Genomic DNA, 18,367 nt, shown 5'->3' on the forward strand with positions numbered 1-18,367 from the left:
AAATCCGGTGGAAAGTGAACGGCATTATCTGCGATGATCAGATGATGTCTTCGGGGGAGGTCATGGCATAGTTCCAAAGGTCCGGAGACGTCTAAAGACTTTGGTCTTCAGGGGGCCGGGACTTTCGACCCGGGAGGAAATGTGACTTACGTCCCGTACAAAAAAGAGCCGGGCGGCGGTGTGTCCGGCATTTCCAGGGTGTGGCAACGCCTTGATCTGACACAGCAATTTCTGATCGTTGCCGGGCTCGTCATCTGTTGCTCGATGGCGCTTCTCGGCGAGTGGCTGAGCGGTCGGATCGCTGCGAACCAGCTCAGAAGCCGGGCCGAGTCCGGGGCGCTCTATATGGAGGGGTTCCTTGCCCGGCATGTCGACGGACCGGCGAGCGACCCCAAGGTTTCAGAGGCCCGGCAGCTCGAACTCGACGATCTCCTGATCGGCACCGATCTCGCAAGACGGGTCGAGGGCTTCAGGATCTGGCGGCATGATGGATTGGTCATTTACAGCACCAACAAGCAGCTGATCGGCCAGAAATTCCCGTCCGAGGACATCGACCGCGCTTTTGCCGGGCAGGTCGTGGCGCAGCTGGAGGACAGCCATGACGACGGCGAGGAGGACGGGCCGCCGACGCGGCGGCCGCTGATCGAGATCTACGCGCCGATCTACGAGCCCGATACCCATGAGGTGATCGCGGTCGGTGAGCTCTATGAGGAAGCGGCCGATTTCATCGTCCAGCGCAACCGGGTGCAGCAGCAGACCTGGGCGATCGTCGGGGCGACGACGCTGGCGATCATGGCGCTCTTGTTCCTGATCGTGCGGCGCGCCAGCCATACGATCGCCTATCAGCGGATGATCCTGAAGACGCAGCTGACCCAAGCGCAGGCCCTGGCGCGGCAGAATACCGAGCTGCGCAAGGCGGCTGACCGGGCGCGCATGGATGCCAGCAAGTCGAACGAGCAGCTGTTGAACCGGATCGGCGCCGATCTGCATGATGGCCCGGTGCAGCTGCTCAGCCTGCTGATCCTGAAGCTCAGCGGCGGGGCGTCAGGGCTGCCGAAGGCGGCGCTCGAGCACCTGCCGGATATCAGGGGCGCCGAGCTTGCGCCGGCGCATCTTGCCCGGCTGGTGCTGAACGAACTGCGCGAGCTCTCGACCGGGCTGGTCATGCCGGAGATCGAGCATATGCCGCTGGAGGCGGCGCTGCGCAATGCGGTGGAGCAGCATGAATATGCGACAGGATCGAAGGTGTCGGCTGACTACGAGGCATTGCCGGAGCGCGTCGCCCATCCCCTGAAGATCTGTCTGTACAGGGTGGTGCAGGAGGGGTTGAACAATGCGTTTCGCCACGGCGGCGGGCAGGGGCAGCATGTCTCGGCTTCGGCCGATCTTTCGGCGATCACCGTCGTCATCACCGATGAAGGTCCCGGTCTTTCGGCGCCGAGCGCCACGTCGAGCCACCGCCCGCTCGGGCTGCAGGGCATCCGCAACCGTGTGGAAGCCTTCGGCGGCAGCGTCGAAATCCGGGCGCGGCAGGGGTCGGGAACGGAGTTGAAGGTGATCGTGCCGATGGAGGGAAACGGCATCTAGTGCGTCGCCCGGCGTTCAGTGGCGCGGCAGCGCCTCTCCGCCGCCTTCGAGCTTCTGCGCGGCAATCAGCACTTCCAGGCGATTGCGGGCATTCAGCTTCTGCATCAGGATTGTCATGTAGTTCTTGACGGTCTTCTCGCCGATATTGAGGCCGGTTGCGATCTGCTTGTTGGTGAAGCCGCGCAACAGCATGCCGATGATCTGCCCTTCGCGGATGCTGAGCTTCACATCGCCGCCCGCCTTCTTGCGCAGCGAGGCGATCTTCAGCTCCTCGATCACCTTGCAGGCAAAGGCCGGGGTGATGAACATGTCGCCGCGGTGGACGGCGGCGATCGCCTGGATCAGCTCCTGGATGCTGCTGCCTTTCAGCACATAGCCGCTGGCGCCGGCATTGAGCGCACGCACGGCATAGTCGCTGCCGGTATTGGCGGTGAAGACCAGGATTCTCGTGCGGATTTTCTCAACCAGCTTGGCGATCGCGTCGAAGATATTGCCGGGCATCATCAGGTCGACGATGAAAACATCGGGCGCGCATTTCAGCCCGATCTCCAGCGCATCATCGGCACTCGATCCGGTGGCGGCGACCGTAAACTTCGGATGGCTTTTCAGGATTTCACTCAATCCCGCCAGCATTACCGGGTGGTCGTCTATGAGTGCCAATGAAATCTTGCTCATTTTACGCACCATCTACAACTTACATAGAATAATTTATAGGATCAAACCAATATAGTGTCCATCTAGTCCATTAGGACTACATTGGAAGTCGTAATATCGCTTGCGATGGATGTTTTATTCTATGCTATCTATTTGCCGTAACTTGCAATTGGTTCGCAATTGCATCTGTGACCTTGTCTGCTCGACATGCCCGGCAAAGCCGCCCTTTTGGGGTGGGTGAGGTGGTTCGATGCGGTGCTTCGCTCGAAATAATTCACTATCAATGCGTGTATCGATAGATTTCGTGCACGCCGATTTCCCGGCTGCAAATGCGTCGCGAGCCAGGCCGCCCCGGCTCGCGACTTATGCGGTCAGGCCTCGCTCTTGACCGGCATATTCTCCGCCATCGTCCGCTTGAAGCCGCCACCGCCGCCCATGCCGGGGGTGATGATCACGGGGTAGAGGTAGAGGAAATCGTGGAAGTGGACGACGGTCGTCGGGCCGTCGGCGAGGGTCACGGCATATTCTGCCGGGCCCGAGCGGTCGGGATGCTTCATGCCGCTGAGATTGAGGCCGGCCTGGTGGTTCAGGCCGTAGCTCATCGACATCGGGATGCCGTGCCAGGAGCCGGCGATCGGGCGGTGGACATGGCCGAAATACATGTGGCGGATGGCCGGATGCGTCTTGAGCACGGCGAGCAGCGGCTCGTCGTCCACCATGCGGATCCGGTCGACGCCCATGCCGATGTCGAAGGGCGGGTGGTGGAAGAAGAGGTAGACGGGCTTGTCCAGCACCTCGGCAAGGCGGTCCTTCAGCCAGCTGAGGCGGGCCTCGTCCATATGGCCGGTATGTTTGCCGTGCTCCACGGTGTCGAGCATGATCAGGCGGCAGCTGTCATAGTCGATCACCGACTGCACGAAGCCATTGTCGTCGACGGGCTGATCCGGGAAGATCGAGCGGAAGTTATCGCGATTGTCGTGATTGCCGATCATCAGGCGGTAGGGGATGACGGTTTCCTGGTCGAGGATATCGCGCAGCAGCGCATAGGCTTCCGGCTCGCCGCGATGGGTCAGGTCGCCACTGAAGATCAGCCATTCGGCATCTGCCTGGTTGGCGCGGATATCGCGCAGCGCCTGGCGCAGGCGCACTTCCGGATCGGTATCGAACAGCGCGCTGCCCGGCGGCATCAGGTGCACGTCGGTCAGCTGGATGAATTTGGGCATATCAGTCTCCTTATGATTTCGTGATTTTATCGTTTCAGGCTGCCGCGCTTTTCGGCTGCAATTCCATCAGGCGGCCGTCGCTGCCGAAGAAATGGAGGTGTTCGGAGGGCAGGCTGACCGGGAGCGTGGTGCCGACGGCCTGCTTGTCGCTGGCGGGCAGCAGGGCGGCCATGCCCGTCTGGCCGATCCGCAGATGCACCTGGCGGCCGTTTCCGAGTTCCTCGACGAACTCCACCGGCAGATTGGCGCCCCGGCCGATCTGCACATGCTCGGGCCGGATGCCGGCGACGATCTCGCTGCCGGGTGCTGCGGGCACGGCGCCGCCGAGCGGGATGCGCATCTCGCCGCCGAGCACCACGCCGCAGCCGCTGTCATCGACAACAGCCGGGATCAGGTTCATCGGCGGGGAGCCGAGGAAGCTCGCGACGAAGGCGGTTGCCGGGCGCGCGTAGATATCGGCAGGCTTGCCGATCTGCTCGATGCGGCCCTTGTTCATGACGATCAGGATGTCGGCAAGCGTCATCGCCTCGATCTGGTCATGGGTGACGAACAGGCTGGTGACGCCCTGCTTGCGGTGCAGGCGCTTGATCTCGAGCCGCATCTGGGTGCGCAGCTTGGCGTCGAGGTTGGAGAGCGGCTCGTCGAAGAGGAAAACCTTGGGCTCGCGGATGATGGCGCGGCCCATGGCGACGCGCTGGCGCTGGCCGCCGGAGAGCTGGCCGGGCTTGCGCTGCAGGTAATCCTCGAGCTGCAGGGTGCGGGCGACCTCGGCGACGCGGCGGTCGATCTCGGCGCGCTTGACGCCTGCGACCACCAGCGAATAGCCGAGGTTCTGAGCAACCGACATATGTGGATAGAGCGCGTAGTTCTGGAACACCATCGCGACGTCGCGCTGGCGCGGTTCCAGCGTCTCGACGCGGCGGCCGGCGATCTCGATCTCGCCGCCGGAGGCACGCTCCAGCCCGGCAAGCAGCCTGAGCAGCGTGGACTTGCCGCAACCGGACGGACCGAGGATGACGGCGAAGGCGCCGCGCTCGATCTGCAGGTTGAGGCTGTGGAGCACCTGCGTCGCGCCGAAGGACTTGGTGATGTTGGAAAATTGGATTTCGGCCATGTGAAATATCCTTGCTTTTAGTCAGCCGCAGGCGGCTACTTTTCCGAGTTGACCAGGCCCTTGACGAACCAGCGCTGGGCGAAAACCACCACGGCGACCGGCGGCAGCATGACGAGCAGGGCGCCGGCCAGGATGACGTTCCAGTCCGAAGCGCCATCGGGGCCTGGCTGCATGAAGGTCAGCCCGATGGTCAGCGTGCGGTATTCGGAACCTGATGTGACGAGGAGCGGCCAGAGATACTGGTTCCAGCCGAAGACGAACATGATGACGGCAAGGGCCGCGATATTGGTGCGCGACAGCGGCAGAAGCACATCCCAGAGGAAGCGCAGTGCCCCGGAACCATCCATCTTCGCCGCTTCCGTCAGCTCGTCGGGGATGGTCAGGAAGAACTGGCGGAACAGGAAGGTGCCGGTTGCCGTGGCGATCAGCGGCAGGGTCAGGCCGGCGTAGGAATTGATCAGGCTCCAGTTGAGATCGACGCGGATGCCGGATGCGGTCTGGATCAGCCAGGCGAGGCCGGTCCATTCCAGGATCCGCTGCAGCGGCAGCAACACGTTCGAGGCGACTTCGTAGGTCGGCACGATGCGCACTTCGAGCGGCAGCATCAGGGTGATGAAGATCATCCAGAAGGCGATGCCGCGGAAGCGGAAACGGAAGTAGACGAGGCTGAAGGCGGTGATCATGGCGATGACGATCTTGCCGACCATGATGATCGTCGCCGAGATCAGCGAGTTCATATAAAGCGTCGAGAAGCCGCCTTTTTCCCAGGCGGCGGCCATGTTGACCAGCAACTGGTCGTCGGGCAGCAGCGGCTTCGGGAATTACGCCATGCGCTCCAGCGGCAGCGTCGCGGTGATGAACGACACATAGATCGGGAAGCACATCAACAGCGTTGCGGTGATCAGCACGGCATGGGTGACGAAATTGAGGATTGGGGTTTTCTCGATCATTCGCTTGCCTCCCCCTTGTCGGAACCGGCGTAGTGGACCTTGCGCTCGACGAAGCGGAACTGCAGGAGCGTCACCGAGATGACGAGCGCCATCAGGATCAGCGACTGTGCCGAGGACGAGGAGAGGTCGAGGCCGACGAAGCCGTCCTTGTAAATCTTGTAGACCATCGTCTGCGTGGCGTTGCCGGGGCCGCCCTGGGTCATGACGTTGATGATACCGAAGCCTTCAGTGAAGGAGGTCGTGACGTTCAGCACCAGCAGCAGGAAGAAGGTCGGCGAGATCAGCGGGAAGACCAGGTCGAAGAAGCGGCGCACCGGTCCGGCGCCATCCATGGCGGCGGCTTCGACGAGGCTGTTGGGGATTGCCTGCAGGCCGGCCAGAAAGAACACGAAATTGAAAGTGATCGAGGTCCAGCTGGAGGCGACGATGACCATGATCAGCGCGTCGCCGCCATTCAGCGACGGGTTCCAGAAACCCGGATACCACTGGTTGACGATGCCCATGAAGCCGATCTGCGGCTGGAAGATATATTGCCAGGCGACAGCGGCGACGGGTGCTGCGACCGCATAGGGCCACATGATCGCGGTCTTGTAGATGATCGTGCCGCGCAGGCCCCGGTCGGCGAAGACGGCAAAGATCAGCCCGAGACCGAGCGCAATCACCGTCGTCGAAACCGACATGATCAGCGTGTTGCGGATGGCGCTGTGATAGACCGGGCTGACGGCGATCTCGGCGATGTTGCGAAGACCGACCCAGACGGCATCGCCGCCGAAAGGCGGTTCGAGCGTGAAGGACCAGAACAGGGCCTAGCCGGTCGGCCAGTAGAAGAACAGGAAGATGATCAGCAGCTGCGGACCTATCAGCGGGTAAGGCAGCCACCGCTCTTCGAAGACGACGCGTTTAATCATGTGATGCTCGGCCAGAAACTATGGGGAGCTTGCCCGGATCGCGTGGGGACCCGGGCAAGCGTGCTCATGATCGTGCAATGCCGGATCAGGGCAGGGTGGCTCCCGGATAGGTGTCGGCGAAGCGCTTCAGCAGCTGGTTGCTGCGGTCGGTCGCGGTATCGAGCGCCTGCTGCATCGTCACCTGGTTGTTGAGAGCCTTCTGGATCTCTTCGGTGATGATGTTGCGGATTTCGACATAGTTGCCGAGGCGGACGCCCTTGGAGAGCGGCGTCGGGGTGGCGCGGGTCAGGCTCTTGACGGCGAGATCGCGGTTGACCTTGCCCTTCTGCTGGTAATAGCCCTCGGCGACGAGGTCGTTATAGGCCGACTTGGTGACCGGGATATAGCCGGTGCCGTTGGACCAGAGCTTCTGCTGCTCGGGCTGGGCGATGAACTGGTAGAAGGCACCAACGGCCTTGTACTCTTCCTTCGAGAAGCCCTTCATCGTCCACAGTGCTGCGCCGCCGACGAGGCTGTTGATCGGCGTCACGTCCTTGTTGTGCGGCAGCTGGGCGACGGTCCAGTTGGTGCCCTTGGCGGTCGCCAGTTCATCGGTCGTGGTGAAGCCGGCGATCGAGTCGAAGAAGATCGCGCACTGGCCGTTGACGAACATGTCGCGGCGGGTGTCGATATTCGGCTCGTACTTGGCGAGGCCTTCGTCGAACCAGCGCTTCTGGCGCTCCATGTGCTTGACGAACAGCGTCTTGTTGATCTCGAGCTGGGCGTCGAGGCCGTCATAGCCGTTATTCTGCGTCGCGACCGGAATGTTGTGGATCGCCGAGAACTGCTCCATGTCGGACCAGAGGTCGATCGACCAGCCGATCGGGCACTTCGAGCCGGCCTTGTCGCGTAGGGCAACCAGCAGCTTGTCGAAATCTTCCCAGGTCTCGGGGAAGCTCGTGTAGCCGGCGGCCTTCAGCTGGTCGGTGTTGTAATAGACCATCGCTGTCGAGGAATTGAACGGGAAGGCCCAGAGCTTGCCGTCGCGGCCGGCATAATAGTTGCCGATGACGGGGAAATAGTCGTCCCAGTTGATCTTCAGACCGACGTCCTCAGCCAGCTGATAGGCGGGAACGACGGCGCCCGAGAGCATCATCGTGCCGGTGGCGCGGTCAACGACCTGCAGGATGTGCGGCGGCTTGCCGGCGCGAACCGCGGCCATCGCCTTCTGGAAGATCTCGTCGTAGGTGCCCTCGCGGGTGCAGTTGATGTGGTACTGGTCCTGGCTCTGGTTGAAGCGATCGCACTGGGCCATCACTTCCTTCTGCAGGAGGCCCGAAAGCCCGAACCACATGTTGATCTCAGTCTTGGCGCTGGCCGGTGCGGCACCGGTGAGCACCGCAAGCGTGGCGGCGGCGGCAAATGCAGCTTTGAACATCCCTATCTCCAAAATCGTTTGTGCGGCGGCCGGTTGGTCGGGCCGTCCGGGAACGGTGCGACCGAGTGCCGTGAAAACGTTTCATCGGGATGACGGATATATGTCCGATTGGTGACTGCTGCAGATTTTTGCGGTCAGGAATCGGGCTGGCTGGAGAGGCTTGCAAGGCCGGTTGCGATGAGATCGGCGGTCACCGTGACGGTGTTTACGCCAATCGCGGCAATGGAATAGGAGGCGCCGACGGCCGCCCAGCGCGTTGCCGTCAGGGCATCCGCGGTGTTGAGGAATACCGCCAGGAAGATGCCGACGAAAACATCGCCGGCGCCGGTGACGTCGACGGGATCGACGGCCAATGCTGGAACGCAGACCGGCGCCTTGCCCGGCTGGATGAGAACGGAGCCGCTGGCGCCCATGGTCAGGACGATGCTGGCACCGCCGTCCGCCGCGTGGCGGGACAGCGTATCGGCAAGCTCGCCGTCATCGACATCGGTGCCCACGAGCTGGCGGGCGGCCGAGCGGCTCATGAAGATGAAGTCACAGCTTCTGCGCAGCGTGCCGAAGGCGGCCGGTGTCTGCCAGTGTGCAGGAAGGCCGGTCGTGTCGATGGTGACGAGATCCGGGCGCGAGGCGCCGGTCAGATGGAGTTCGTCAAGCAGGCCGACGCGGAAGCCTTCGAGATGCAGGCAGTGCTGGCCCTGTCGCGCCGCCGCCGCATTGAAATAGTCGCGAATGCGCGGGATCGGCAGCGATAACGGCTCATTGAGGATCGTTCGACGGCCGCCCGCCTCGACGATGACGACGCTGCGCGAGAGCCTGCCGCCGGTGACGCGTTCGATGGCGTCGACGTTGAGGCCGCATTCCAGCAGTTCGGCCAGCGCCCAGTCGCTTTCGGGGTCGTCGCCGAGCGAGGAGATCAGATCGACGGCCACCGGGAAGTCGCCGCCGAGCCGGCTTGCGGCGATCGCCACATTCGCTGCGGGTCCGCCGACCGACCTGTGGATCAGCTTGGCGGAGACGCGGCTGCCGGCCGGCGGCATTTCCTCGGTGAGGATGGAATGATCGATGCTGACATAGCCGATGGCAGTCAGCCGAGGGGCGCCTTGCGGCAATGGCGCTCCCTTGCGGGCGCGTTCCGTCTGGCCGACGAGCGAGCGGGCGACCGAGCTCGGGCGGTAGCCGAGCCTCTGGATCGCATCGAAAACGGCAAGGCGGTTTTCCTCGGTGACCGCCTTGTTGCCGTTGACGACACGGCTGACGGTGCCGATCGAAACGCGCGCCAGGCGCGCGACGTCCTTGATGGTTGCGCGATTTTTCATGGCTGGGCTGGGCTCATCTGAGCAGAGGAAAGAAGCTTCATTGAATCGTCATCGAATGGTGTCGGAAGTTTCACATTCTTGGCCTAGTTCGTCGCGCGCAATGAAACGTTTTCACGACGTCCGGCGCAACTCAAATTTAAGCGAGGATCCATGCTAATCACAACTTATAACATCCAGTATACCCGCGGCCAGGACGACCGCTACGACCTGGAACGTATTGTCGATACCGTCAAGGACAGCGACATCATCGCATTGCAGGAAGTCGAGAATTATTGGGACCGTTCCGGCAATATCAGCCAGTCGGAGGCGATTGCCCGTCTGCTGCCGGATCACTATTTCGTCTGGGGCCCGACCGTCGACGTGCTGAAGGTCTCCGATGCCGAGGGCAAGCGCCCGACGGATCACAAGCGCCGCCAGTTCGGCAACATGATCCTGTCGCGCTACCCGATCCTGTCCACCCGTAATCACATGTATCCGAAGTTCACCGCGCCCGGCCCGCATACGATCCAGCGCGGCGCGATCGAGGCACTGGTCCAGACCCCATCAGGTCCGGTACGTTTCTACTCGACCCATCTCGACCATCTCGCCAGCCGTCACCGCATGGTGCAGCTGCAGGAGTTGGTGAAGGTGTCCAACCGTGCCTTCGAAGACGGCCCGGCGATCGGTGGCCGCGAAATCGTGCCGTCCTGGCGCGAAGAGCCGGCGCTGCCCGACATGCCGCGCGAAGCGATCCTTCTCGGCGACTTCAATTTCGAGCCGACCTCGCCGGAATATGAGTGGATCTGCGGCGCCGTGAACCAGTGGCATGGCCGCCTGCCGGATGCATCCGGCTTCGTCGATGCCTACGTTGCCGCCGGTGGTGCGGAAGACGAGGGCCACACGCTCTACCGCGACATCGCCGCCAAGGCCGGCATCCGGATCGACTATTGCTTCGTGCCTGCCTGGCTCTCCAGCCGGATCAGCAAGTGCTGGGTCGACGAGCAGGCGACCGGTTCGGATCACCAGCCGCTGCGGGTCGAGATCGATCTCTAAGGCGAACTCGCGGCCGGGCAGCTTTCATGCCCGGCCGCCCCGATCTCAGCGATGGTCCAGCCGCTCCACCAGACGGTCGCCGAACCACTGGATGCCGCAGACCAGCACCATGAGAACAATGACGACGGCGATCATCACCGAGGTCTCGAAGCGCTGGTAGCCGTAGCGGATAGCGAGGTCGCCGAGGCCGCCGGCGCCGATGGCGCCTGCCATGGCGGAGGCGCCGATGAGGGTCACCAGTGTCACGGTGAAACCGGCGACGATGCCGGGCAGGGCTTCGGGCACCAGCACGTCGCGGATGATCGTCCAGCGATTGCCGCCCATGGCGCGGACGGCGTCGATCAGGCCCCGGTCGACCTCGCGCAGCGAGACCTCGGCGATGCGGGCGTAATAGGGTGTCGCGGCGATTGCCAGCGGCACGATCGCCGCCCAGGTGCCGAGCGCGGTGCCGACGATCAGCCGGGTCAGCGGGATCAGCGCCACCAGCAGGATGATGAAGGGGACCGAGCGGAAGCCGTTGATGACGGCGGCGAGCGCGCGGTTGATCCAGAGATTTTCGGCAATGCCGCCGCGCGCCGTCAGCACCAGGGCGAGCCCGAGCGGCAGGCCGGCCACCAGCGAGATGATGCCCGATGCGCCGGTCATCAGCACGGTTTCCCAGAGCGACCGCAGCAGCAGGTCAAGCATGATAGTTGTCATAGCCGAGTACCTCCACCCGCGCCGAGCGGGCCGTCAGAAATTGTGCGACCTGATCCTGCAGACCGGGATCGCGGGCCGGGACGGCGATGAAGAAGCGCGCCACCGGCTGGTTCTGGATGTGGTCGATGCCGCCATGGACGAGGCGGAAGGAGTGCGGCAGCGCTGCCGAAAGATCGGCAAACAGCGCACCCTGCGCTTCCGGTCCGGCAAGATCGACACTGAGGATCGCCTCGCTGCCTGTCTCGGCCGAGAGCCTGGCGGCGATATGCTCGGGGAGTTGCGGGCGGATGCTGCCGAGCAGGCTTCGGGTGATCGCGGTCTGCGGGTTGCCGAACACCGACCAGACCTGGCCTTCCTCGACGATTTTTCCGGTATCGATGACGGCGACGCGGTCGGCAATGCTGCGGATCACCTCCATCTCGTGGGTGATCAGCACGACGGTCAGGCCGAGTTTGCGGTTGATGTCCTTCAAGAGCGACAGGATCGAGCGCGTCGTTTCCGGGTCGAGCGCAGACGTCGCTTCATCTGAGAGCAGCAGGGCGGGGCGGGCGGCAAGGGCCCGGGCGATGCCGACGCGCTGCTTCTGGCCGCCGGAGAGCGAGGCGGGATAGGCCCTGGCCTTGTCCGAAAGGCCGACGAGATCGAGCAGCTCGCGGGCGCGCTGCAGCCGCTCGGGCTTCGCCACGCCTTCGATCTTCAGGGGCAGCGCGATGTTTTCCTCTACCGTCTTGGCGGAGAGCAGATTGAAATGCTGGAAGATCATGCCGATGCGCCGGCGCAGCGGCTGCAGTTCCTGCTCGGCCAGCCCGGCAATATCGCGGCCGTCAATATGGATCTCGCCGCTATCGGCGCGCTCCAGTCCGTTCAGGCAGCGGATCAGCGTCGACTTGCCGGCGCCGCTGCGGCCGATGATGCCGAAGATCTCGCCCTTGCGGACGGTCAGCGAAATGCCGTCGAGCGCCGGCGTCTCGCCGAAGCGGCGCCGGACACCGGCGAGGCGGATGATATCCGCGGCAGCTTCGGCTTTCGCCCCAATCGCCGTGGCGGAAACGAATGAATTCATGAGATTATCCTCTGCAAACGCTCAAGGCGGCCCGGACAAGGAACGTCCGGACCGCCCTGGCTTCGCGCCCTTTCCCCCAGGCGCGGATATCGGTTTAGTAGGCGCTCAGCCCCGTGCCCTTGTAGACCTTGTCGAACTCGGCCTTCACGGCGTCGTTCTGGTAGGAGGAGACCAGCGTCTTCACCCAGTCCGCATCCTTGTTGTCTTCCTTGACGGCGATGAAGTTGCGGTAGGGGTTGTCGGAGATCGGCTCCTGAGCGATGCGCTCCTTCGGCGACAGGCCGCTCTTCAGCGCCCAGTCGGTGTTGACGACGGCGGCATCGAGATCGTCGATCGAGCGGCCGACAATGCCGGCATCGAGTTCCTTGATCTCAAGCTTCTTCGGGTTCTCGGTGATATCGGCGATGGTGGCGAGAATGCCGGTGCCGTCCTTCAGCTTGATCAGGCCCTCGTTTTGCAGGACGCGCAGCGCCCGGCCTTCGTTGGACGGATCGTTTGGCAGGCCGACGATGGCGCCTTCGGGGATTTCTGAGACGGCCTTGTACTTCTTCGTATAGAGGCCGATCGGCCAGACGCCGGTATAGCCGACGCGGACGATGTGGTAGCCGTGGGTCTTGATCTGGTTGTCGAGATAGGGCTGGTGCTGGAAGGCGTTGGCGTCGATCTCGCCGCGCTCGAGCGCCTCGTTCGGCTGGGTGTAGTCGTTGAAGGTGATGGTCTCGATCTTGAGACCCTTCTTCTCCGCTTCGGCGGTGACGATGCGCCAGACGTCTTCGTCCTCGCCGCTCATGATGCCGACCTTGATGGATTTTTCGGCGGCGATCGAGGGAAGGGGTGCGGCAAAGGTTGCGAGCGCGAGGGCCGAAACGGCGAGCGCTGCGAGGCTTGCCCGGCGCGTCAGCGTCACGGCTGAGAAGGTCTTGTTGTTCATTTTGTTTGTCCCGTCTTGGTGATGAGATTGATCTCGAAACACAAAAAGCATGTCAGATCGGAAGGCCGCCTTCGAAGTACGCCCGTCTCTTCTCGAAAGCGGCGCGGGAAAAGTCTTGCCGGTCTGCCCGATCTCTTCCGAATAAAATTCTATAATGTTTATAGACTATATTGGTTGTGCCGCGGCGCGAACCGTCCTATTTCGATGTGAAGAGTAATGAATCTGGATGCGAGTGCGAGATGACAGCCGGTGGCGGAAAATCGAAGGTCGTGGCGATCATCGGCGGCGGCGTTTCCGGCGCCGGCGTGGCGCTGCATCTGGCTGATGCGCTGCCTGCCGGTGTCGCCGAGATCATCGTCTTCGAACCGCGCGAGGAGCTCGGCCGCGGCCTAGCCTACGATACGGAAGACCCGGCGCACCGCATCAACGTGCCCGCGGCGCGGATGAGCCTCTTCCCGGACAGGCCGGAGGATTTCCTCGAATGGATCGCTGCGACGGGTGCTGTCAGCCGCGATCCCGAAGCGGCGCGGCCGGATGGCAATCTCTTTCCGCAGCGGCGGCTGTTTGGCGCCTATGCCGCCTCGCGCCTGCGACCGGCTATCGGGGCCGGCCGCATCCTTCACCAGCGCGCGACGGTGACCGGGGTCGAGAAGACTGATGATGGCTGGCTGGTCTCCGACAGTACCGGCATCGAGACGCGGGCCGACTTGCTGGTGATCGCCACGACGCATCCGTCACCATCGCCGCCGCGCGGGCTGCAGGCGGTGCTGGCCGGTCACCCGCGCTATGTCGCCGATTCAACGGTATCGGGTGCTCTCGACAATATTGAGCCGGATGACCGCGTCCTGATCGTCGGCAACGGGCTGACGGCGGCCGATATCGTCGCCTCGCTCACTCTCTCCGGTCACCGCGGGCCGATCACCTCCGTCTCACGCCGCGGTTTGCGCTCGCGCGGACATGCGGCGACGGCGCAGGATCCGTTCGGCGATTTTATCGCGCGGCCGTCAAGGACGGCTTCGGAATTGCTGCACAGCATTCGCCAGGCGATCGCGCAGGCGGCCGGGGAAGGGATCAGCTGGCATGCGGTGATCGATGAAGTTCGTGGTCATGGACGGCTGATCTGGCAGGGGCTTCCGCTGGCCGAACGCCAGCGCATCGTCCGCCATCTCAGACCGTTCTGGGACGTGCACCGTTTCCGGGTCGCGCCGCAGGTCGAGGATGTGCTGGAGCGGGCGATCGGCGAGGGGCGGCTGACGATTGCCGCCGGTTCGGTCGCCGATGCCGAGCGGGACGGCGAAGAGATCCGCGTGACGCTGCGGCTGCGCGACGGCAGCCGGCCGGTGAAAAGCTTCGATGCCGTCGTGGTCACGACCGGTCCCGCGCATGGCGGCATCCTGCAGAGCCAGCTCTGGCTCTCCGAGCTCGGCGACGCCGGTATCCTGGAGCTCGATCCGACAGGGCTCGGCATTGCCTGCAACGAGCGCTCCGAAGCCATCGGCCGGAGCGGCGACGCCGATCCCTCGCTGCTGATCGCCGGTCCGCTGGCGCGCGGCACTTTCGGCGAGCTGATGGGCCTGCCGCAGGTCACCGAGCACTCGGTCTTCATGGCCGGTGAGCTGCTCCGCAAGCTGACCGGCGTCTGACGCCGTAGACTTTCCCTCGAACATTTCAGACTGATCGCGCCGTTCTCACCGCCGCGGCTAATCCCCTGCGCGTTGCCAGCAAGGCCGCAACCTGAGGGACCGAATTTCCCTACCGCTCTCCAGAATGGAATTCCATTCCTTTAGTGCACTAAATTTATAGAGAATATTTAATGCAAGATCAAAGGAGAGAGACATGCCCCTTCGCCTCGTCGGTATCGCCGGTAGCTTCAACCGCCCGTCCAAGACGCACGCGCTTGTCAGCCACGTCGCGGATCTCGCCTCCAGGCGTTACGGTTTCTCCTCGAAGGTTTACGACCTCCACGATGTCGGGCCGTCGCTCGGATCGTCGCTCTGGCGCAAGGAGCTGGATGCCCAGGCCGCCGGCGTCATCGACGATATCGTCAATGCCGATGTGCTGGTTGTCGGGTCGCCGACCTACAAGGGCTCCTATCCCGGCCATTTCAAGCATCTGATCGACCTGATCGAGCCGCATGAACTGCGCGCCAAGCCGATCATCATCACCGCCACCGGCGGCGGCGACCGCCATGCGCTGATGGTCGAGCACCAGCTCAGGCCGCTGTTCGGTTTCTTCATGGCCCATACGTTGCCGACGGCGATCTATGCCGCCGACCGCGATTTCGCCGATTACAAGGTGACCTCCGAGCAGCTGTCCGGCCGCATCGGTTTCGCCATCGACGAGCTCGCCGCCTTCTTCCCCTCGCAGCACAGCAGCCTGCAGGCGGCGGAGTGAACGCTATGAGCGGCGCTCCCGGCACGATGGCGCAGGAACTCTGGAATGTCGTCGATTTCGCCCGCCGCTACCGGCTTCCGGTTCGCGAACAGAACCGGCTGCTGATGCTTTTCGGCCCGGTGGCGCGTGCCGAAGAGCTGCTTGCCAATGCGAGACGCAACCAATCGATCTGACACCCTGACAAGGAGAACCGGATTATGAGGCTTGTATTCGAATTCCTGTCATTGCTGCGCCAGGGGCTCAGCCATCCGCAGCCGCTCACTGAAGCTCTGCCTCTCGATGACGACCGCGAGCCGAGCGCCAGCGACTATGAATTCTACTATTGGAGCCCGGCGCCCGGGCCCTGGTATTGAGGAGCCTCGTCATGGCAGTCTTCGATGACCGTCGCCCGGTGCCGCCTTCGCCATCCGGCCGGATCCTGCGCACGGGTGCCGATCTCGCTGCGCCCGCAGCCGCGGCATTTTCCTTCGCGCTGCTTTTCGCCATCACGCTCGGCATTCTCTAGATCGGAGACGACATGACGCCGGTTCTCATCGTGCCCGGACTTTTCGGATCGGAAGAGGCGCATTGGCAGAGCGCCTGGCTGAAGGATCACCCCGAAAGCCGTCTCGTACGGCAGGAAAACTGGGACCGCCCGCGTGTCACCGAATGGCTCGATGCCCTCGAAGCCGAGCTGGAGCGGGCAGGCGAGGCCTACATCGTTGCCCACAGCCTCGGATCCGTGCTCGCCGCCCGTCTTGCCGGGCGTCCGGCGGCCCGGCGGGTGAAAGGCGCGCTGCTGGTGGCGCCCTGCGATCTTGATGTGACCGACAAGCTGCATCCCGGCAGTATCGGCTTCGGCACGATGCCGACGGAGCGGCTGCCGTTTCCAAGCATCCTCGTCGGTAGCCTCAACGATCATTACATGTCGCTGGAGAGGCTGACCTATTTCGCGCGGCTCTGGGGCAGCGACCTGCGCAATGCCGGGCTTGCCGGGCATATCAATGTCGCCAGCGGATATGGCCGCTGGCCGGGTGGCTATCGGCTGTTCGATATCCTCAAACACAAGACGCGGCATCTTGAGAAAATACCCCAAAGAAAGCATTCACCTGGCCGGGAAGTTCCACTAGCCTAGCCGCGCGAATTCCACCCTCCGGCTTGGTGTCGCGGCCTTCCCAGCCGCACGATCCCGCCGGTCCAGTCGTCACAAAGGTCATATGTCATGAGTCTCCGTATCAACGATGTCGCCCCTGATTTCAGCGCCGACACCAGCCAGGGTTCCATCCAGTTCCACGACTGGATCGGTAACGGCTGGGCCGTGCTCTTCTCGCATCCGAAGAATTTCACGCCTGTCTGCACGACCGAGCTCGGCACGATGGCGGGTCTCGAAGGCGAGTTCAGCAAGCGCGGTGTGAAGATCATCGGCATCTCCGTCGATCCGGTCGAAAGCCACGCCAAGTGGAAGGGCGACATCAAAACGGCGACCGGCTTCGACGTCGAATATCCGCTGATCGGCGACAAGGACCTGAAGGTCGCCAAGCTCTACGACATGCTGCCCGCCGGCGCCGGCGACAGCTCGGAAGGCCGCACGCCCGCCGATAACGCCACGGTGCGCTCGGTCTTCGTCATCGGCCCGGACAAGAAGATCAAGCTGATCCTCACCTATCCGATGACGACAGGCCGCAACTTCAACGAAATCCTGCGCGCCATCGATTCCATCCAGCTGACGGCCAAGCACCAGGTCGCAACCCCCGCCAACTGGCAACAGGGCGACGACGTGATCATCACGGCCGCCGTTTCCAACGAGGATGCGATCGCCCGGTTCGGGTCTTTCGATACGGTGCTGCCGTACCTGCGCAAGACGAAGCAGCCGGCTGCTTGAGGGGCAACTCTCCCTCATTGCTGTGACGGCTAAGCCCTAGGGGGCACAGGGATGAGGAAAGTGTGGTGGGCGTGGCCCCCCTCATCCGCCCTTCGGGCACCTTCTCCCCGTTGGGGAGAAGGGAAAACCGAGTATGCCTTCCGCGCCGACATCCCCTCTCCCCAGCGGGGAGAGGGTAGGGTGAGGGGGCTCCGGGTGACGCGGGTCGCTTCCAAGCGATGCGCCCTCACACCTCCGCATGAAAATGATGCTTCTGCACACTGCCGGCCGAGCGGCGGATGACTTCGGCGATTTCCATCAGCTGCCTGACGAGCGGCGTCGAGTTGCGCCAGATCATGCCGATCGTGCGTGACGGGCGCGGCGACTGGAAGCGGGCGATCGAGACTTGCGCCGAGCGCGTCTCCACCGGTACCGCCATCTCCGGAATCAATGTGATGCCGATGCCGGCGCTGACCATCTGGACGAGGGTGGAGAGCGAGCTGCCTTCCATGATTTCGCGCGGACGGGCCGAGCCGATGCGGCAAAAGGACAGCGCCTGGTCGCGGAAGCAGTGACCTTCCTCGAGCAGCAGCAGGCGCATTTCCCGTAGCATGTCGCGATCCGGCACCGGGCGGCCTTCGTCTTCGAGGCGGCGCACCAGCACGAATTCCTCGTCGAACAGCTTCAGCTCGGTCAACGAAGGCTCCGAGACCGGAAGAGCGACGATCGCCAGGTCGAGATCGCCGCGGGAGAGTTCCTGCACCAGCTTGGCGGTCTGGGTTTCGCGGACCTCGATCTGGATGCCGTCGAAGGTGGCGTTGAGATCGTTGATAATGGCGGGCAGCAGGTAGGGTGCGACCGTGGGGATGACGCCGATCCTCAAGCGCGCCAGGAACGGATCGCGCGAGGCGCGGGCGAGATCGCCGAGTTCGTCGACGGCGCGGAGAATATCGTGGGCGCGCGACGCGAACATCTGGCCGAAGGCAGTGAGCTTCACCTCGCGGGCGCTGCGCTCGAAGAGCTCGTTGCCGAGCTCTTCCTCGAGCTCCTTGATCTGCATCGACAGCGCCGGTTGCGAGATGGCGCAGGCATCCGCGGCATGGCGGAAGCGGCCGTGGCGGGCCAGCGCCTCGAAATAACGCAGCTGTTTCAACGTCAGGTTCTTCATAATTTTATCTTATCGCGGCAATCAGTAAATCCAACTTAAATTTATCACACGCTTCCGATAAGAAGAAGACA

The 18,367-nt window shown here is 63.3% G+C and carries 18 protein-coding genes and 2 pseudogenes; 9 read left to right on the forward strand and 11 right to left on the reverse strand.

Going from position 1 to position 18,367, the window contains the following annotated elements; all coding sequences use genetic code 11:
* Positions 1-141: 141 nt before the first annotated feature.
* Positions 142-1,587, forward strand: coding sequence for a sensor histidine kinase (locus ACODR6_RS23450; protein WP_489024695.1), 1,446 nt, complete (start codon positions 142-144; stop codon positions 1,585-1,587).
* 15 nt (positions 1,588-1,602) lie between these two features.
* Here ACODR6_RS23450 and ACODR6_RS23455 read toward each other — a convergent pair whose 3' ends face one another.
* The 7 genes and pseudogenes from ACODR6_RS23455 to ACODR6_RS23485 all read right to left on the reverse strand — a co-directional run bounded on the left by ACODR6_RS23455 (position 1,603) and on the right by ACODR6_RS23485 (position 9,169).
* The gene (locus ACODR6_RS23455; RefSeq protein WP_112719993.1) at positions 1,603-2,262 is read right to left on the reverse strand and encodes a response regulator; all 660 of its coding nucleotides are present in this window, start codon (positions 2,260-2,262) and stop codon (positions 1,603-1,605) included.
* A 350-nt stretch (positions 2,263-2,612) separates the two neighbouring features.
* Positions 2,613-3,464, reverse strand: coding sequence for a phosphodiesterase (locus ACODR6_RS23460; RefSeq protein WP_489024698.1), 852 nt, complete (start codon positions 3,462-3,464; stop codon positions 2,613-2,615).
* Positions 3,465-3,498: 34 nt separating this feature from the next.
* Positions 3,499-4,578, reverse strand: coding sequence for an ABC transporter ATP-binding protein (locus ACODR6_RS23465; protein WP_489024700.1), 1,080 nt, complete (start codon positions 4,576-4,578; stop codon positions 3,499-3,501).
* A gap of 35 nt (positions 4,579-4,613) precedes the next feature.
* Positions 4,614-5,528, reverse strand: a pseudogene (locus ACODR6_RS23470) (ABC transporter permease subunit).
* Positions 5,525-6,436 (reverse strand): annotated as a pseudogene (locus ACODR6_RS23475) (ABC transporter permease subunit). The pseudogenes ACODR6_RS23470 and ACODR6_RS23475 overlap by 4 nt, the downstream one beginning before the upstream one ends.
* A gap of 85 nt (positions 6,437-6,521) precedes the next feature.
* Positions 6,522-7,853, reverse strand: a complete 1,332-nt coding sequence (locus tag ACODR6_RS23480) for an extracellular solute-binding protein (protein ID WP_489024702.1) — start codon at positions 7,851-7,853, stop codon at positions 6,522-6,524.
* Positions 7,854-7,987: 134 nt separating this feature from the next.
* Positions 7,988-9,169, reverse strand: a complete 1,182-nt coding sequence (locus ACODR6_RS23485) for a PfkB family carbohydrate kinase (RefSeq protein WP_199627738.1) — start codon at positions 9,167-9,169, stop codon at positions 7,988-7,990.
* A 150-nt stretch (positions 9,170-9,319) separates the two neighbouring features.
* Here ACODR6_RS23485 and ACODR6_RS23490 point away from each other — a divergent pair, with 150 nt between their 5' ends.
* A complete protein-coding gene (locus ACODR6_RS23490) occupies positions 9,320-10,201 on the forward strand; it encodes an endonuclease/exonuclease/phosphatase family protein (RefSeq protein ID WP_489024704.1) in 882 nt (293 codons plus the stop codon).
* A gap of 45 nt (positions 10,202-10,246) precedes the next feature.
* Here ACODR6_RS23490 and ACODR6_RS23495 read toward each other — a convergent pair whose 3' ends face one another.
* The 3 genes from ACODR6_RS23495 to ACODR6_RS23505 all read right to left on the reverse strand — a co-directional run bounded on the left by ACODR6_RS23495 (position 10,247) and on the right by ACODR6_RS23505 (position 12,894).
* Positions 10,247-10,900, reverse strand: coding sequence for a methionine ABC transporter permease (locus ACODR6_RS23495; RefSeq protein ID WP_489024706.1), 654 nt, complete (start codon positions 10,898-10,900; stop codon positions 10,247-10,249).
* Positions 10,881-11,963 carry a methionine ABC transporter ATP-binding protein gene (locus ACODR6_RS23500; RefSeq protein WP_489024708.1) on the reverse strand — a complete coding sequence of 361 codons (1,083 nt, stop codon included), beginning with the start codon at positions 11,961-11,963 and terminating at the stop codon, positions 10,881-10,883. The genes ACODR6_RS23495 and ACODR6_RS23500 overlap by 20 nt, the downstream gene beginning before the upstream one ends.
* Before the next feature lie 94 nt (positions 11,964-12,057).
* Positions 12,058-12,894: a MetQ/NlpA family lipoprotein gene (locus ACODR6_RS23505; protein ID WP_489024710.1), complete on the reverse strand. Its 837-nt coding sequence runs from the start codon at positions 12,892-12,894 to the stop codon at positions 12,058-12,060.
* A 239-nt stretch (positions 12,895-13,133) separates the two neighbouring features.
* Here ACODR6_RS23505 and ACODR6_RS23510 point away from each other — a divergent pair, with 239 nt between their 5' ends.
* The 7 genes from ACODR6_RS23510 (at position 13,134) to ACODR6_RS23540 (ending at position 17,149) form a co-directional block, all read left to right on the forward strand.
* Positions 13,134-14,537 (forward strand): FAD/NAD(P)-binding protein, encoded by a 1,404-nt coding sequence (locus tag ACODR6_RS23510; RefSeq protein ID WP_489024712.1) that lies wholly within the window; start codon positions 13,134-13,136, stop codon positions 14,535-14,537.
* A 193-nt stretch (positions 14,538-14,730) separates the two neighbouring features.
* Positions 14,731-15,288: an FMN reductase gene (gene msuE, locus ACODR6_RS23515; RefSeq protein ID WP_112720005.1), complete on the forward strand. Its 558-nt coding sequence runs from the start codon at positions 14,731-14,733 to the stop codon at positions 15,286-15,288.
* Positions 15,289-15,293: 5 nt separating this feature from the next.
* Positions 15,294-15,461: a hypothetical protein gene (locus ACODR6_RS23520; protein ID WP_199627732.1), complete on the forward strand. Its 168-nt coding sequence runs from the start codon at positions 15,294-15,296 to the stop codon at positions 15,459-15,461.
* 24 nt (positions 15,462-15,485) lie between these two features.
* Positions 15,486-15,641, forward strand: coding sequence for a hypothetical protein (locus tag ACODR6_RS23525; RefSeq protein WP_199627731.1), 156 nt, complete (start codon positions 15,486-15,488; stop codon positions 15,639-15,641).
* Between the two features lie 11 nt (positions 15,642-15,652).
* A complete protein-coding gene (locus ACODR6_RS23530; protein WP_162708775.1) occupies positions 15,653-15,793 on the forward strand; it encodes a hypothetical protein in 141 nt (46 codons plus the stop codon).
* 12 nt (positions 15,794-15,805) lie between these two features.
* Positions 15,806-16,402, forward strand: a complete 597-nt coding sequence (locus ACODR6_RS23535) for an RBBP9/YdeN family alpha/beta hydrolase (protein WP_413710132.1) — start codon at positions 15,806-15,808, stop codon at positions 16,400-16,402.
* 87 nt (positions 16,403-16,489) lie between these two features.
* A complete protein-coding gene (locus ACODR6_RS23540; protein WP_489024716.1) occupies positions 16,490-17,149 on the forward strand; it encodes a peroxiredoxin in 660 nt (219 codons plus the stop codon).
* A 226-nt stretch (positions 17,150-17,375) separates the two neighbouring features.
* On the opposite strand, the gene ACODR6_RS23545 is transcribed toward ACODR6_RS23540, so the two are convergent.
* Positions 17,376-18,296, reverse strand: a complete 921-nt coding sequence (locus ACODR6_RS23545) for a hydrogen peroxide-inducible genes activator (protein WP_203428145.1) — start codon at positions 18,294-18,296, stop codon at positions 17,376-17,378.
* Positions 18,297-18,367: the final 71 nt, after the last annotated feature.

This window comes from Rhizobium sp. FG96 (assembly GCF_057808655.1).

Coding starts and splice junctions, on each gene's coding strand:
- ACODR6_RS23545 (WP_203428145.1), bottom strand. CDS start 18,296: ATGAAGAACCTGACGTTGAAACAGCTGCGTTATTTCGAGGCGCTGGCC.
- ACODR6_RS23495 (WP_489024706.1), bottom strand. CDS start 10,900: ATGACAACTATCATGCTTGACCTGCTGCTGCGGTCGCTCTGGGAAACC.
- ACODR6_RS23455 (WP_112719993.1), bottom strand. CDS start 2,262: ATGAGCAAGATTTCATTGGCACTCATAGACGACCACCCGGTAATGCTG.
- ACODR6_RS23460 (WP_489024698.1), bottom strand. CDS start 3,464: ATGCCCAAATTCATCCAGCTGACCGACGTGCACCTGATGCCGCCGGGC.
- ACODR6_RS23480 (WP_489024702.1), bottom strand. CDS start 7,853: ATGTTCAAAGCTGCATTTGCCGCCGCCGCCACGCTTGCGGTGCTCACC.
- ACODR6_RS23505 (WP_489024710.1), bottom strand. CDS start 12,894: ATGAACAACAAGACCTTCTCAGCCGTGACGCTGACGCGCCGGGCAAGC.
- ACODR6_RS23525 (WP_199627731.1), top strand. CDS start 15,486: ATGAGGCTTGTATTCGAATTCCTGTCATTGCTGCGCCAGGGGCTCAGC.
- msuE (WP_112720005.1), top strand. CDS start 14,731: ATGCCCCTTCGCCTCGTCGGTATCGCCGGTAGCTTCAACCGCCCGTCC.
- ACODR6_RS23490 (WP_489024704.1), top strand. CDS start 9,320: ATGCTAATCACAACTTATAACATCCAGTATACCCGCGGCCAGGACGAC.
- ACODR6_RS23530 (WP_162708775.1), top strand. CDS start 15,653: ATGGCAGTCTTCGATGACCGTCGCCCGGTGCCGCCTTCGCCATCCGGC.
- ACODR6_RS23540 (WP_489024716.1), top strand. CDS start 16,490: ATGAGTCTCCGTATCAACGATGTCGCCCCTGATTTCAGCGCCGACACC.
- ACODR6_RS23500 (WP_489024708.1), bottom strand. CDS start 11,963: ATGAATTCATTCGTTTCCGCCACGGCGATTGGGGCGAAAGCCGAAGCT.
- ACODR6_RS23535 (WP_413710132.1), top strand. CDS start 15,806: ATGACGCCGGTTCTCATCGTGCCCGGACTTTTCGGATCGGAAGAGGCG.
- ACODR6_RS23520 (WP_199627732.1), top strand. CDS start 15,294: ATGAGCGGCGCTCCCGGCACGATGGCGCAGGAACTCTGGAATGTCGTC.
- ACODR6_RS23485 (WP_199627738.1), bottom strand. CDS start 9,169: ATGAAAAATCGCGCAACCATCAAGGACGTCGCGCGCCTGGCGCGCGTT.
- ACODR6_RS23510 (WP_489024712.1), top strand. CDS start 13,134: ATGACAGCCGGTGGCGGAAAATCGAAGGTCGTGGCGATCATCGGCGGC.
- ACODR6_RS23465 (WP_489024700.1), bottom strand. CDS start 4,578: ATGGCCGAAATCCAATTTTCCAACATCACCAAGTCCTTCGGCGCGACG.